Origin of the sequence: Sphaerisporangium perillae (genome assembly GCF_023276435.1) — a bacterium.
GTDB classification, from domain to species: Bacteria; Actinomycetota; Actinomycetes; order Streptosporangiales; family Streptosporangiaceae; genus Sphaerisporangium; species Sphaerisporangium perillae.
The window spans coordinates 159,716-172,215 of record NZ_JALLPO010000002.1 but is presented as its reverse complement, the minus strand read 5'-3'; the positions used below and the strand labels follow the sequence as shown (position 1 = coordinate 172,215).

General features: G+C 72.1%; 15 protein-coding genes. 8 read left to right on the top strand and 7 right to left on the bottom strand.

Annotation, left to right across the window (positions count from 1 at the left end; all coding sequences use genetic code 11):
- Positions 1-15: 15 nt before the first annotated feature.
- Together MYF83_RS02790 and MYF83_RS02785 are read left to right on the top strand one after the other, a co-directional pair.
- Entirely contained in the window at positions 16-549 is a 534-nt protein-coding gene (locus tag MYF83_RS02790) for a hypothetical protein (protein ID WP_248958542.1), read from the top strand.
- Positions 549-1,391: a hypothetical protein gene (locus tag MYF83_RS02785; RefSeq protein WP_248958707.1), complete on the top strand. Its 843-nt coding sequence runs from the start codon at positions 549-551 to the stop codon at positions 1,389-1,391. The genes MYF83_RS02790 and MYF83_RS02785 overlap by 1 nt, the downstream gene beginning before the upstream one ends.
- A gap of 4 nt (positions 1,392-1,395) precedes the next feature.
- Here MYF83_RS02785 and MYF83_RS02780 read toward each other — a convergent pair whose 3' ends face one another.
- Complete coding sequence (locus MYF83_RS02780; RefSeq protein WP_248958541.1) at positions 1,396-1,812, bottom strand: hypothetical protein; 417 nt, start codon at positions 1,810-1,812, stop codon at positions 1,396-1,398.
- Between the two features lie 81 nt (positions 1,813-1,893).
- On the opposite strand from MYF83_RS02780, the gene MYF83_RS02775 reads away from it, so the two are divergent.
- Positions 1,894-2,487 (top strand): alpha/beta hydrolase family protein, encoded by a 594-nt coding sequence (locus tag MYF83_RS02775; RefSeq protein ID WP_248958540.1) that lies wholly within the window; start codon positions 1,894-1,896, stop codon positions 2,485-2,487.
- A 3-nt stretch (positions 2,488-2,490) separates the two neighbouring features.
- On the opposite strand, the gene MYF83_RS02770 is transcribed toward MYF83_RS02775, so the two are convergent.
- Together MYF83_RS02770 and MYF83_RS02765 are read right to left on the bottom strand one after the other, a co-directional pair.
- Positions 2,491-2,691: a DUF5999 family protein gene (locus tag MYF83_RS02770; RefSeq protein WP_248958539.1), complete on the bottom strand. Its 201-nt coding sequence runs from the start codon at positions 2,689-2,691 to the stop codon at positions 2,491-2,493.
- A gap of 328 nt (positions 2,692-3,019) precedes the next feature.
- A complete protein-coding gene (locus tag MYF83_RS02765; RefSeq protein WP_248958538.1) occupies positions 3,020-3,622 on the bottom strand; it encodes a TetR/AcrR family transcriptional regulator C-terminal domain-containing protein in 603 nt (200 codons plus the stop codon).
- Between the two features lie 163 nt (positions 3,623-3,785).
- Between MYF83_RS02765 and MYF83_RS02760 the strand changes: the two genes are divergently transcribed.
- Positions 3,786-4,184, top strand: a complete 399-nt coding sequence (locus MYF83_RS02760; RefSeq protein ID WP_248958537.1) for a hypothetical protein — start codon at positions 3,786-3,788, stop codon at positions 4,182-4,184.
- A gap of 196 nt (positions 4,185-4,380) precedes the next feature.
- On the opposite strand, the gene MYF83_RS02755 is transcribed toward MYF83_RS02760, so the two are convergent.
- The 3 genes from MYF83_RS02755 to MYF83_RS02745 form a co-directional block, all read right to left on the bottom strand.
- Entirely contained in the window at positions 4,381-5,835 is a 1,455-nt protein-coding gene (locus tag MYF83_RS02755) for an RNA polymerase sigma factor (RefSeq protein WP_248958536.1), read from the bottom strand.
- Positions 5,836-6,190: 355 nt separating this feature from the next.
- On the bottom strand, positions 6,191-6,541 hold the full coding sequence (locus tag MYF83_RS02750) for a hypothetical protein (protein WP_248958535.1): 351 nt from the start codon (positions 6,539-6,541) through the stop codon (positions 6,191-6,193).
- Between the two features lie 78 nt (positions 6,542-6,619).
- Positions 6,620-7,810, bottom strand: coding sequence for an AMP-binding protein (locus MYF83_RS02745; protein ID WP_248958534.1), 1,191 nt, complete (start codon positions 7,808-7,810; stop codon positions 6,620-6,622).
- Positions 7,811-7,896: 86 nt separating this feature from the next.
- Between MYF83_RS02745 and menB the strand changes: the two genes are divergently transcribed.
- The 3 genes from menB (at position 7,897) to MYF83_RS02730 (ending at position 11,213) form a co-directional block, all read left to right on the top strand.
- The gene (menB, locus tag MYF83_RS02740) at positions 7,897-8,718 is read left to right on the top strand and encodes a 1,4-dihydroxy-2-naphthoyl-CoA synthase (protein WP_248958706.1); all 822 of its coding nucleotides are present in this window, start codon (positions 7,897-7,899) and stop codon (positions 8,716-8,718) included.
- A gap of 77 nt (positions 8,719-8,795) precedes the next feature.
- A complete protein-coding gene (menD, locus tag MYF83_RS02735; RefSeq protein WP_248958533.1) occupies positions 8,796-10,457 on the top strand; it encodes a 2-succinyl-5-enolpyruvyl-6-hydroxy-3-cyclohexene-1-carboxylic-acid synthase in 1,662 nt (553 codons plus the stop codon).
- Between the two features lie 63 nt (positions 10,458-10,520).
- Positions 10,521-11,213, top strand: coding sequence for a DedA family protein (locus tag MYF83_RS02730; protein ID WP_248958532.1), 693 nt, complete (start codon positions 10,521-10,523; stop codon positions 11,211-11,213).
- Here MYF83_RS02730 and MYF83_RS02725 read toward each other — a convergent pair.
- On the bottom strand, positions 11,180-11,920 hold the full coding sequence (locus tag MYF83_RS02725) for a GntR family transcriptional regulator (RefSeq protein WP_248958531.1): 741 nt from the start codon (positions 11,918-11,920) through the stop codon (positions 11,180-11,182). The two genes, MYF83_RS02730 and MYF83_RS02725, sit on opposite strands and share 34 nt — an antisense overlap.
- Before the next feature lie 201 nt (positions 11,921-12,121).
- Here MYF83_RS02725 and MYF83_RS02720 point away from each other — a divergent pair, with 201 nt between their 5' ends.
- Complete coding sequence (locus MYF83_RS02720) at positions 12,122-12,481, top strand: hypothetical protein (RefSeq protein WP_248958530.1); 360 nt, start codon at positions 12,122-12,124, stop codon at positions 12,479-12,481.
- Positions 12,482-12,500 lie beyond the last annotated feature (19 nt).

The window sequence follows — 12,500 nt, the reverse complement described above, 5'->3', positions numbered from 1 at the left end:
GCGTCAACGTTTCTAATGAAGCCATCGGCGCAGGCCGCCCCGGGTCCCGACGCGATGATGTCGGCCGAGATGGCGGCGGTATTGCGCGATCTGCCCGCCCCGGGCTCGGCGTTCGCCGAACTCGACCGCGAACTGCTGGCCCTGGTGGACGGCCTGGCCGGCCCGGAGGAACGGTCCCGGCTGGCCGGCCTGATGAGCCCGCTGACCGAGCCCGCCGCGCTCGCCTGGGGACACGCCCTGTACCGGCGCCTTGACGAGCTGGCCGGCGCGAGCCCCGGCGACCTCCGCGTCGCCCCGCTCGCCGCCGACCTGGCCGCGCACATCCCGGACGAGATGGCCGCCCTGATGCTCGCGAACCTGGACACCCCTCCCGAACGGGCGTTCCCGCCCGGACCCGGCCCGGACGCCGCCGGGAACCGGGACGCGAGCGAAAGCAGGGGCGGGGGTGGGGACGGCGGGCGGTGGCTCGAGGCGATGTCGACGGAGATGTCGCCCGCCCAGGCCGAGGTGCTCCGGCTCGTCATGATCACGTTGCAGGCGAGGGCGTGATGCTCCGGATCGCGCGCGCCGTCCTGTACGCCGTGGTCCCCGCGGAGCTGCTGCTCGCGGTCCTGCTCCTGTCGGGGGTGCCCGTGCCCGGCCCGGTGCTCGCGGTGGCCGAGCCCGCCGTCGGGGCGGTGCTGCTCCTGGAGGTGGCGGTCCTCCTGCGGCTGTTCCGGGCCGCACGCCGGGGCGGCGCGGGCCGCCGCGCGGCGCTGCGCGCGGCCGCCGACCGCCTGGTGCCCGAGCAGGTGCGCAGGGTGCTGGCGTTCGACCTGAAGGGCATGGCGAGCCTCGTGCTGTGGGTCCTGCGCCGCCGCGACGGCGTGCCGGCCCGCGCGGTCGCGGTGCCGTACGCCGGGGAGCAGTCCGCGCTGATCCTGGTGATGCTGTTCGTGATGACCGTGGAGACGGTGGTCGTGGAGGTGCTGCTGCGGGGGCTAGGCGTGGCGGCGGGCCTGCGCACCGTGATCCTGGTGCTCGACCTGTACGGCATCTTGTTCGCGCTGGCCTTCGCCGCGGCGTGCGCCACCCGTCCTCACGTCGTCTCGGCGGGCGAGCTGCGCGTCCGATTCGGCGCGTTCTTCGACCTGCGCGTCCCCCGGGAGCTCATCTCGTCGGTGCGGCTGTCTCGCGTCTACAACGAGCCGGGCATGGTGACCGTGGAGGGCGGGCGGCTCGGCGTGGCGGTGTCCTCCCAGACCAACGTCGTCGTCGAGCTCACAGGCCCGGTCACCATCGTGCGCCCCCTCGGCCGGCGCGCCGAGGTCACCACCGTCCGCTTCTTCGCCGACGACCCGGGCGCCGCCCTGAGCGCCCTGCGGCCCCTCCGGCAGCCCGCGGCCCCGTGAGGGCCTAGCGGCGGCGGCGCCCGAAGGCGGCGGCGACGTTGACCAGGATGATGCCGGTCCAGGCCAGGAACAGCCCGGCGGGGCCCGCCTCGCTGGCGGCGATCGCGGTCAGGGGGATGCCGATGCCGAGCGACCCGAGCGCGATCGGGATCGTGCCGTCGAACTGCTTGGGCGCGGGCCCGGCCGCGTGCGGAGGGCCGTACGGCCCCAGGTGGCCGGTCGGCCCGGGATGGCCGGGCGGCGCGGGATGGGGCCGGTAGCCGTTCTGCGCGGCCACTTCGGCCCGGACCCTGGAATCGATCGTGGCGTCGATCTTCTCGAGAAAGGACTCGATCAGGGCGTTCTCGTAGTCGGGACCGAGGTCTCGGCGGGCTTCGACGGTGGCGCGAAGCTCGTCGCGGGGGAGTGAGTTATCCGGCACCCCCTTAACCTGGCACATATCCGCAGGCGGTGGCATCCCCTGTGAGAAGTAAGGGGGTACGCCGCGAGTACCGTGTCGGCCATGCAGATCGAGACGCCGCGGGGGCCGGCGATCGTGGAGATCGACCAGGCGCGGGTGCCGAGGTTCCTGTTCGTCCTCACCCACGGGTCGGCAGGCGGGGTGGAGTCGCCCGACCTGCTGGCGGTGCGCGACGCGGTGCGTGAGATCGGGGGCACGGTCGCGCGGGTGCTGCAGCCGTTCAGGGTCGCCGGAGGTCGCGCGCCGGGGGCGCCCGCCCGCCAGGACGAGGCGTGGACCGCGCTGGTGACCTCGCTCAGGGAGCGGTTTCCCGGCCTGGCCCTGGTGCAGGGCGGCCGGAGCAACGGGGCCCGGGTGGCCTGCCGCACGGCCCGCGCCGTCGGAGCGGCGGCGGTGGTGGCACTGGCCTTTCCCCTGCACCCGCCGGGGAGGCCGGAGCGCTCGCGGGCGGAGGAGTTGCGTGGGGCGGGCGTGGACGTGCTGGTGGTCAGCGGCGACCGTGATCGCTTCGGGATCCCCGATCAGGCGGACGCTGCACGCCTGGTGGTGCTCGCCGGCGAGGGACACGATCTCAACAGGGACCCCGCCCACGTGGGCGAGGTCGTCGCGCGGTGGCTCGGCCCCCGGTTCTCGTGATCGTCAGGCCGCGCTGATGGCCAGGTCGGTGGGACGGTGTGGGGCGATGATCGCGCCGTTGGGCAGGAGCTCCCCGGTGTCCTCGAATAGCACGATGCCGTTGCACAACAGGCTCCACCCCTGTTCAGGGTGTGCCGCGATCGTGCGGGCGGCTTCGCGGTCCGGCGCGGTGGTGGTCGGACAGGACGGCTCATGCGGGCACATTGGCGTGCCTCCGGATTTCTCTCTCGGTCTGGTGCTCGGCAGGGGGCGTCGTGGCCAGGCACCTCTGCCTCGCGCCGATTCCCCCGGTCCCCGTTGGACGGGGACGAGCGCTGTGTGGTTGACGTGTGCGCTACCGCACACCTACAGAGTAAGTGTGCTGCGGGTCACACGCGGGCGACATAGCCCATTGGGACGGTTTGGATCCTTCGATTAGGGGGTCCGCGGGGGCCCCATAGGGCTGAATCGGCGGTGTGACCTGCGACACAAGCCTGCCCCACCGAAGATAACGGTCCAGGCACGACTCGCCGCCGAACAGATAAACGAAGGGTTACGCGCGCGCCAGCCCTCTGAGCAGGGCGTCCAGGCCGCGCTCGAACGCGGTCACGGCCTCCTCGCCGGACTCGGCACGCGAGGTGGCCGGAACCGGCGCCGCACCCTCGTCCGCGTCGTCCGGCGGGGCGGCCCACCCCGAGCGCTGGATCTCCACCGCCACGCTGCCCATCACGTAGGCGCGCAGGGACCGGACGGCCTGGGCGGCGTCGCCGAGCCCCGAGGCGGCCAGCTGCTCCGCCTGCTCCCGGATCGCCATGAGCGCGGTGCCCTGGGGCGGTTTGGTGAGGGCCAGGGCCAGCACCCCCGGGTGTTCCAGCAGCGCCGCCCGGCCGGCGTGCGCCCAGGCCCGGGCGACCTCCTGCCAGCTCGCGGAGGCGACCGGCTCGACGGTGACCGTGGTGACGTGCTCGGCGAGCGCGTCCATGAGCGCCTCCTTCCCGCGCGGGAGATGGTGGTAGATCGCCATCGCCTCCACCTGCAGGGCGTCGCCGAGGCGCCGCATGGTCAGCCGGCGCAGCCCCTGGCCGTCGGCGATGTGCAGGGCGGCGTCGATGATGCGCTCGCGGGACAGGGGGACGGGAGGTCGCTTCGCTGGCATACCAGGCATGATCCGCATGATGACTTACTTTGTAAAGGGCACCGCGCCGTGCCGGACCCCGCCACCATGACGGACCGCGGGTCCGGACGGGCACGGAGGCGGCGTACGCTATGGCGAGCGACGAAGGCCGGATCACCGGCGATGTGCTGAGAAAGGGCAGGCGATGGCGTTTTTCCGTCCGAGTGTGAGCCGGGAGGCGGAGGTCAGGCACCACGCCGACCAGGAGGTCGGAAAGAGCTTCCCGGAGCTGATGGAGAAGGCCCGCGAGGCCGAGCGCGCGCTGTGGCGCGCCCAGGAGGGCCGGGCCGGCGTCATGGAGCTGCGGGCGGCGGGGCTCGCCTACGACCGCGCGCTGACCGACGCCCTGCGGGCCGCGGAGGCCGCCCAGCGCGCCACCTTCGGCGTCAAGGCCTACGACGACCGCATCCGGCGGCGCAAGGGCCGGGCGACGCCTGAGGGCGCCAAGTGGACCGACGAGGTCGACCACCTGCGCACGCTGCGCGAGGAGAACCGGCTGACCGGCATCGCGCGGGTGCCGCGCCCCTCCGCCGCCGCGCGCTGAGCGAGGACCGCCCGCCGGCGGGCGGTCCGCACGCCGCGGGCACGTGGACATCAGAACGGCCTCCACCCGTGAGGGGGAGGCCGTTCTGATGTGACCTTGCCTGCTCCGCCGTGACTACGCCTGGTCCGCTGGACCGGTCCGTCGTGACCGGCCCGCCGGAGGTCCCCTACGCCGCGGACGGACCGGGCGGGCTCGTTCAGCTGGCCCAGTCGAGCAGCGGGCGGGTGTTGCTCGGGTGCCGCAGCTTGGACAGCGACTCCTTCTCCAGCTGGCGGATCCGCTCCCGGGTGAGCCCGAGGTGCTTGCCGATCTCGTCCAGCGTGTGCGGCTTGCCGTCGATCAGGCCGAAGCGCAGCGCCATGATCTTGGCCTCGCGCGGGGTGAGGTTGCCCAGCACGCCCCGCAGCTCCGCGCCCAGCAGCTGCCGGTCCACGACCTCCGAGGCCTCGGGGGCGTCGACGTCCTCGATGAGGTCGCCGATGGTGGTCTCGCCGTCCTCGCCGATGGTGGCGTTGAGGCTGATCGGCTGCCGGCTGGTGCGCAGCAGCTCCTCGATCTGGTCCGGCGTCTTGTCCAGCTCCACCGCCAGCTCCTCGGGGGTGGGCTCGCGGCCGAAGCGCTGGTGCATGTCGCGCTCGATGCGCGAGAGCTTGGACAGCATCTCCAGCACGTGCACGGGAAGCCGGATCGTGCGGGCCGAGTCGGCGAAGCCGCGCTGGATCGCCTGCCGGATCCACCACATGGCGTACGTCGAGAACTTGTAGCCCTTGGAGTAGTCGAACTTCTCCACCGCGCGGATCAGCCCGAGGTTGCCCTCCTGGACCACGTCCAGCAGGGCCATGCCACGGTCGGTGTACTTCTTGGCCACCGAGACGACCAGCCGCAGGTTGGCCTCCAGCATGTGGTCCTTGGCGCGCCTGCCGTCCTCGGCGACCCACTCCAGGTCGGAGCGCTGGTCGTCGGTCAGCGACGGCTCGCTCTCGAGCTTGTGCTCGGCGTACAGGCCGGCCTCGATGCGCTTGGCCAGCTCGACCTCCTCGGCGGCGGTCAGCAGCGTGCGGCGGCCGATCGACTTGAGGTAGGTGTGCACCGAGTCGCCCATGACCGAGGACTGGTCGTCCAGGTCGAGCGTCTCGCTCTGCAGCTCGTTCTCGTCCGGCTCGCTCCAGCCGTCCTCGGCCTCCGGCGGCCCGTCCTGGGCCGCCGGGGCATTGGCCGGGGCGGGGACGGTGGAGGCGGCCGGGGCGGGCGCCGTCTCAGGCGCCTTGTGGGCCGTGCGGCGAGTGGTGTGGCGGCGGCGGGTCGCGACGGTTCCCTCGGAGGATTCGGCCGTGGCCGCCGGGTCGGCGGACGTCATCGTGGTGCGGGTCATTGCGCTCTTCGCGGTAGTCTTCACTGGAGTGCTCTTACGGGTCTTTCGCGCCGGGCCACCAGGCGTGGGCTCGTTCTCCGCGGCCAGGTTGACGCCGGCCTCGGCGAGCTCGCGCAGGATCGAACGGCCCTTGGCCGGACTGATCTGCGCCGAGGAGAACGCCTCGCGGAGCTCCGCGAGGGAAAGGTGACCTTGCGCTCGCCCTCGGTCGAGCACCTGATCGAGCGCCGTCGAGGTCGCCTCGCGGGAGGGCGAGGTCGCCGCGGCAGTTCGGGGCATGAGCACACCTCCTCCTACACGGAGTCGTCTTTGGTCAGTGGGATGGCGCGGCGTTCGAGGTTCGGCGCACCAGTATCAATAACGTCAGGCGCCGTGGTTTGTTCCCGCCGCCCGCACTGCTCTGGCCGGACGCCTTGTGGCGACCGCGCACGTCGCCGCCGGTCACCGGGCGGGCCGGGGTGTGTGCGGAGGCTCCACGGTACCTCTCTTCGTCGACGGTGCTTCCGTCGCCCCCTTCCCGGGATCGCGCGCTCCCCCCGCCCGGCGGACACCCGCGCGGGCCGGCGCCCCACAGGAAGGGAGGCGGGCCGCCCGCAGGCGGCCCGCCTCCCTGTGGTCCGTTGCCGGAGACCTACTACCTCGGCTTCTTCTCCCCGGTGATGACTGGGATCGGAAGGGGCTCGGCCTTCTCCATGCGCTTCTCGGTCCAGAACTCCGCCACCTTCTTGGGGTCGGGGTTCAGGTTGTCCTCGCTGACGACGAAGTCCTTCGGCGCCCGCGTCGGCTCGGCGTTCGCGGGAACGTCAGGGCCGGGGATCTGGCCGGGTGCCTCGCCCGGAGCGTAGGTCTTGGAGCTCTCGCTCTCCTGGCTGACCTTGTCGGTCTGGACCCGTCCCGACGCGGCGGCCGCCGCGACGGAGATGCCTCCGGCGAGGACCGCTCCCACCACTCCGGCGGAGATCCACATCTTGCGGGTTGGGTTCATCAAGGCGTCCTTCCTGGATCCAGCTGTCCGTATGACGCGCTGGATGCGGCTTCCGGTTCCCTTGACGGGACATTGTGGTCAATAAACATCCCTTGCGCCAACAAACCCGGAAATATCCCGGCGTATGGCGACAAGATCGTGCTTGCCATTCGGCAGCAGGGGGAGCCGGTCCAGCAGCGCCAGCGCGCGCGGCGCCGCGTACGCCGGCAACCGGCTCTTCACCAGGGCGCGCAGCTCTCCGAGGGCCGGGGGAGCGGCCGGGTCGGCGGCCACCACCACCGCCACGACCTCCTCGCCCCACTCCGGATGCGGCCGGCCGACGACGACGGCCTCCCGGACCCCGGGGTGACCGGAAAGGATCGCGGCCACCGTCCCCGCCACCACCTTCCGCCCCCCGGTGTTGATCACATCGTCGGCGCGGCCGAGCACCCGCAGCCGGCCCTCCTCGAGCGCGCCGAGGTCGGAGGTGAGGTACCAGCCCTCGTCCATCGCGGCCTCGGTGAGATCGGGACGCAGCCGGTACCCCGAGAACAGCACCGGGCCGGCCAGACGCACCCGCTGATCATCCCGCACGGCCAGGCGAACGCCGCCGAGCGGCACGCCGTCGTAGACGCATCCGCCGCACGTCTCGCTCATGCCGTACGTCGTCACCACGCGCGCGCCCGCACCGCGCGCCTCCTCCAGCAGGCCCGGCGGCGCGGCGGCGCCACCGAGCAGGATCGTGCGGAACAGCGACAGGTCTGCGCCGAGGTCGAGCATCCGCCTGAGCTGGGTCGGGACCAGCGACACGTGGTCGGCGCCGCTGCGCGCCACCGCGCCGGGGGAGAAGCGCTCGTGGATCAGTGGCTCCGCGCCGCCCAGCAGTGATCGCACCAGCACCTGCAGGCCCGAGACGTGCGAGACCGGCAGGCAGCACAGCCAGCGCTCGCCCCGCCGGGCGCCGAGCCGTTCGAGCGAGGACGACGCCGACGCGGTCAGGGCGGCGGCGCCCAGCTCCACGCCCTTGGGCACGCCCGTCGAGCCGCTGGTCGCGATGATCACCGCGGTGTCCCCGGCGGCCGGCACCCCGTCCGGACGGCGCTCCACGCCCCCGGCGGTCACCACATGGGTCGGGCGCATCGCCTCCATCGTCGCCTCCAGCGCCGGGGCGGGCAGGTCGGGAGCGAGGGGGAGCACGGCGGGGCCGTCATAGAGGAGCGCCTGGCGAACCAGGTCGAACAGGGCCGGACCGGGAGGTAGAACCACCGCGTGCACAGGACGCTCACTCACGGTCGTAAGGTTAGTCCCGTTGAGAGGCGCCCCCTGTCCGTGGTCCTGCCCGGCGGCGCGCAGGTGAGTGAGGAGCGAGCGTGACCGTGAGCACTGTCGACTGGAAGCGGTCCGGTGACTACGAGGACATCATCTACGAGACGGCCGAAGGCATCGCCAAGATCACGATCAACCGCCCCGAGCGGCGCAACGCCTTCCGCCCGACCACGCTCTTCGAGCTGCAGCACGCCTTCTCCGCCGCCCGCGACGACGGCGACGTCGGTGTGATCATCTTCACCGGCGCCGGCACCGAGGCCTTCTGCTCCGGCGGCGACCAGAAGATCCGCGGCGACGACGGCTACATCGGCCCCGACGGCATCGGCCGCCTCAACGTGCTGGACCTGCAGATCCAGATCCGCCGCCTGCCCAAGCCGGTCATCGCCATGGTCGCCGGCTACGCCGTGGGCGGCGGCCACGTGCTGCACGTCTGCTGCGACCTCACCATCGCCGCCGACAACGCCATGTTCGGCCAGACCGGCCCCAAGGTCGGCTCCTTCGACGGCGGCTACGGCGCGTGGCTGCTCGCCGAGACCGTCGGGCTGAAGAAGGCCCGCGAGATCTGGTACCTGTGCCGGTTCTACAACGCCCAGGAGGCCCTCGACATGGGCCTGGTGAACACGGTCGTGCCGCTGGAGCGGCTCGAGGCCGAGACCGTCCAGTGGTGCCGCGAGATGCTCGACAAGTCGCCGCTGGCCCTGCGCATGCTCAAGGGGGCCATCAACGCCGTCAGCGACGGCGCCGCCGGCATGCAGCAGTTCGCCGGAGACGCGACGCTCCTCTACTACATGAGCGAGGAGGCGCAGGAGGGCCGCGACGCCTTCAAGGAGAAGCGCCGTCCCGATTTCTCCCGCTTCCCGCGCCGCCCCTAGATGAGGGCCTTCCCCGTTCCCGCGAGTGCCCGCCTGGCCGGGTGGCCCGCCCGGCGGGCCGTGTCCGAGGAGGGCAGGTGAACCCCGCCACCGCGCTGTCCGGTGTCCTGATCGACGAGCTGGTGCGCTGCGGCCTGACCGACGTGGTGCTGGCTCCCGGCTCCCGGTCGGCCGCCCTGGCCATCGCCGCCCACGGCGACTCGCGCATCCGCCTGCACGTGCGCATCGACGAGCGCTCGGCGTCGTTCCTGGCGCTCGGCCTGGCCCGCAGGTCCGAGCGCCCGGTCGCGCTGGTGTGCACCTCGGGCACCGCCGCGGCGAACTTCCACCCCGCCGTGATCGAGGCAGGCGAGTCGGGCGTGCCTTTGCTCGTGCTGACCGCCGACCGGCCGCCGGAGCTGCGCTCCACCGGGGCGAGCCAGACGATCGACCAGCTCAAGCTGTACGGCGCGTCGGTCCGCTGGTTCAGCGAGGTCGGCGTGCCGGAGGAACGGCCGGGCCAGGTGGCCTACTGGCGCTCGCTGGCCTGCCGGGCCTACCAGCGGTCCCTCGGCCCGGGCGATCCCGGTCCCGTGCACCTCAACCTCGCCTTCCGCGAGCCGCTCATCCCCGACGGCGACTCCTCCTGGTGCGAGCCCCTCGAAAGGGACGCGAAGGGCCCGTGGGTGCGGGCCCGGGTGGCGCCGCCCTCGGCGGGCCTGCACGTCCCGCCCACCCGCCGCGGCGTGCTCGTGGTCGGCGACGGCGCGACCAACGTGCGGCGGTACGTCGCCGCCGCGGGGATGGCCGGCTGGCCGGTGCTGTCGGAGCCCACCGGGGGAGCCCGCTACGGCGACCACGCCGTCTCCGCCTACCACTTCCTGCTCGGCACGCCCGAGTTCGCCGACGCCCACCGTCCCGACGTGGTGGTGACCCTCGGCAGGCCCAGCCTCTCCCGGCCGCTGCTGTCGTGGCTCCGGCAGGCCGGCGAGCACATCGTGGTCACCCCCGACCTGTCGCGCTGGCCCGATCCCACCCGGTCGGCCACCCAGGTGGCCGAGGCCGTCGAGATCCCCGTGGCGGCCGGTGACGACACCTGGCTGCGGTCCTGGCGGGCGGCCGAGTCTGCCGCCCGCGCGGCCGTCGACGCCGTGCTGGACGACGCCGGGACCACCGAGCCGCGCCTGGCGAGGGACCTGGCCGAGGCGCTGCCCAACAACGCCCTGCTGTTCTGCGGGTCCTCGATGCCGATCAGGGACCTCGACCAGGCCATGCGGCCCAGGCGGGGCCTGCGGCTGCTCGCCAACCGCGGCGCCTCCGGCATCGACGGCCTGGTCTCCACCGCGATCGGCGCCGCCCTCGCCCACAACGGGCCCGCTTACGCCCTGCTCGGCGACCTGACGCTGCTGCACGACCAGAACGGCCTGGTGCTCGGCCCCCGCGAGCCCCGGCCCGACCTTTGCGTCGTGGTCGTCAACAACGACGGCGGCGGCATCTTCTCCCTGCTCCCGCAGGCCGGGCTGCCTGACTCCTTCGAGCGGGTCTTCGGCACCCCGCACGGCGTCGACCTGTCCTACCTGGCCGCCGCCACGGGCACCCCGCACACCATGCTCCCCTCGATCGACGATCTGCCCAAGGCGATCAGGGGTGAGGGGCTGCGCATCGTGGAGATCCGCACCGACCGCGCGGAGAACGCCCGCGTGCACACGGCGATGCGCGAGGCCGCCCAGGAGGCGGTCCGCGCCCTCGGCTCGCCCTAGAGCGGCCACGGCGATCCGCGATGCGGTAAAGCCAAGGGCATCACACGGCATAGGGTGTGAGCCATGCATGTCGAGGAATGGCTCCAGGCGATCCCCCCTGTCTGGATCTGTGTCATCGTGGCCGCCGTCATCGGCCTGGAGAGCCTCGGCATCCCGCTGCCCGGAGAGGTCGTCCTGGTCAGCGCGGCGCTGCTGTCGGCGCAGCACGTCGTGAGCCCGGTGTGGGTGGGGGTGTGCGCGAGCGCCGGCGCGATCATCGGCGACTCGATCGGCTACGCCATCGGGCGCAAGGGCGGGCAGCCGCTGTTCGACCGCCTCGGCAGGCGCTTCCCCAAGCATTTCGGTCCTAACCACCTCGCCAAGGCCGAGAAGGCCTTCGACCGGTGGGGCATGTGGGCGGTCTTCTTCGGCCGCTTCATCGCCCTGCTGCGCATCCTCGCCGGGCCACTGGCGGGCGCGCTGCGCATGCCGTACTGGCGCTTCCTGGTCGCCAACGTGCTCGGCGGCATCATGTGGGCGGGCGGCACGACCGCGGTCATCTACTACCTCGGCATCGTCGCCGACCGGTGGCTCAAGGGCTTCTCGTGGGTGGGGCTCGTCGTGGCGGTGCTGTTCGGCATCGGCACCACTCTGTACATCAAGCACCGCGCCGGGCGCGTCGAGGAGACCGAGACCGAGACCGAGGCCGGAGAGGAGCCCGCGAGCGGTGAGCGGGCCGCCGGTCAGCGCTCGATCAGCGTGACCTCCAGCGAGTAGTGCGAGGCCCGGTAGACATGGGAGCCGTGCTCGACGGCCCTGCCCTGGTCGTCGTAGGTCGTGCGGACCATCGTGAGCAGTGGCGCGCCCCGGCGCTCGTCGAGCAGTCGCGCCTCGGCCGGGGTGGCCGCGCGGGCGCCGATGCGCTGGTTGGCCACCCGCATCCGCACGCCCCCGGCGCGCAGCAGTTCGTACAGCCCGCGCTCCTCCAGGGCCTGCGCCGTCAGCGGTCCGAGCCCGGCGGGCAGCCAGTTGTGCAGGAGCGCCAGCGGCTCTCCGGCGGCGTACCGCACCCGCTCCAGGTGGAGCACCTCGGTGCCGGTCGCGAGCCCGAGGACGGCCGCGACCTGCTCGTCCGCTTTGACGGGACTCAGCGACAGCACCTTGGTGGTCGGCTCCTGGCCGGCGCGGCGCAGGTCGTCGTACAGGCTGGTGAGCTCCACCGTCCGCTTCACCTGGCCGTGCACCACCTGGGTGCCGACGCCGCGCTTGCGCACGAGCAGGCCCTTGTCCACGAGATACTGGATGGCCTGGCGGATGGTGGGCCGTGACAACCCGAGCTGGTCGGCGAGCAAGATCTCGTTGTCGAGCCGGGCTCCGGGCACCAGGTCGCCCCTGCGGATCGCCTCGGCGATCTGCTCGGCCACCTGGAAGTAGAGAGGCACCGGGCTGGAGCGATCGAGGTCGATGTCGAGTCGAGTGCCCATGCCTTCTCCCGGCTCTGTAACTGATCGCTTTGGCACGAGATTAGCGGACATCAGAATGTCCTGACAAATATCCACCCAGGTGGCGCGACGTCGTCAGGGCAGGGGCGATCACGGCGAGCATGAGAGATCTTCACGTAGGGTCGCGAAGTCGTCGCACATCGTCACGGTGGACGGTAATCTCTGGGGCAGGAGGTAATGGTGATGTCAACAGCTGAGCTTGAAGAGCGCTTTACCAAGATCGAGCAGAGGCTCGGCACGCTGGAGGATCAAACCATCGCGGTGTCCTACGTGGCCGGCGAGGCCAGAAAGGCCGCCGAGGGAGTCGGTGCGTATTACCAGTTCCTGGTGGCTGACGTCAAAGGAATCCGGTCCGAGCAGGAGCTGCAAAGACTCACTCTGCAAAGGCATTCGGAGATCCTGGACGGCCACACGAAGCGACTCGACGGCCTGACCGCGACCGTCGAAGGGCACACCAAGAAGCTGGATGAGCAATCGGAGAAGCTGGATGAGCAATCGGAGAAGCTGGACGAGATCCTCCGGATCGTGCGCAAGTTGAGTTAGACCCTGACGTCCCCCCCGG

Coding starts and splice junctions, on each gene's coding strand:
- MYF83_RS02790 (WP_248958542.1), top strand. CDS start 16: ATGAAGCCATCGGCGCAGGCCGCCCCGGGTCCCGACGCGATGATGTCG.
- MYF83_RS02785 (WP_248958707.1), top strand. CDS start 549: ATGCTCCGGATCGCGCGCGCCGTCCTGTACGCCGTGGTCCCCGCGGAG.
- MYF83_RS02775 (WP_248958540.1), top strand. CDS start 1,894: ATGCAGATCGAGACGCCGCGGGGGCCGGCGATCGTGGAGATCGACCAG.
- MYF83_RS02770 (WP_248958539.1), bottom strand. CDS start 2,691: ATGTGCCCGCATGAGCCGTCCTGTCCGACCACCACCGCGCCGGACCGC.
- MYF83_RS02765 (WP_248958538.1), bottom strand. CDS start 3,622: ATGCCAGCGAAGCGACCTCCCGTCCCCCTGTCCCGCGAGCGCATCATC.
- MYF83_RS02760 (WP_248958537.1), top strand. CDS start 3,786: ATGGCGTTTTTCCGTCCGAGTGTGAGCCGGGAGGCGGAGGTCAGGCAC.
- MYF83_RS02755 (WP_248958536.1), bottom strand. CDS start 5,835: ATGCCCCGAACTGCCGCGGCGACCTCGCCCTCCCGCGAGGCGACCTCG.
- MYF83_RS02750 (WP_248958535.1), bottom strand. CDS start 6,541: ATGAACCCAACCCGCAAGATGTGGATCTCCGCCGGAGTGGTGGGAGCG.
- MYF83_RS02730 (WP_248958532.1), top strand. CDS start 10,521: ATGCATGTCGAGGAATGGCTCCAGGCGATCCCCCCTGTCTGGATCTGT.
- MYF83_RS02725 (WP_248958531.1), bottom strand. CDS start 11,920: ATGGGCACTCGACTCGACATCGACCTCGATCGCTCCAGCCCGGTGCCT.
- MYF83_RS02720 (WP_248958530.1), top strand. CDS start 12,122: ATGTCAACAGCTGAGCTTGAAGAGCGCTTTACCAAGATCGAGCAGAGG.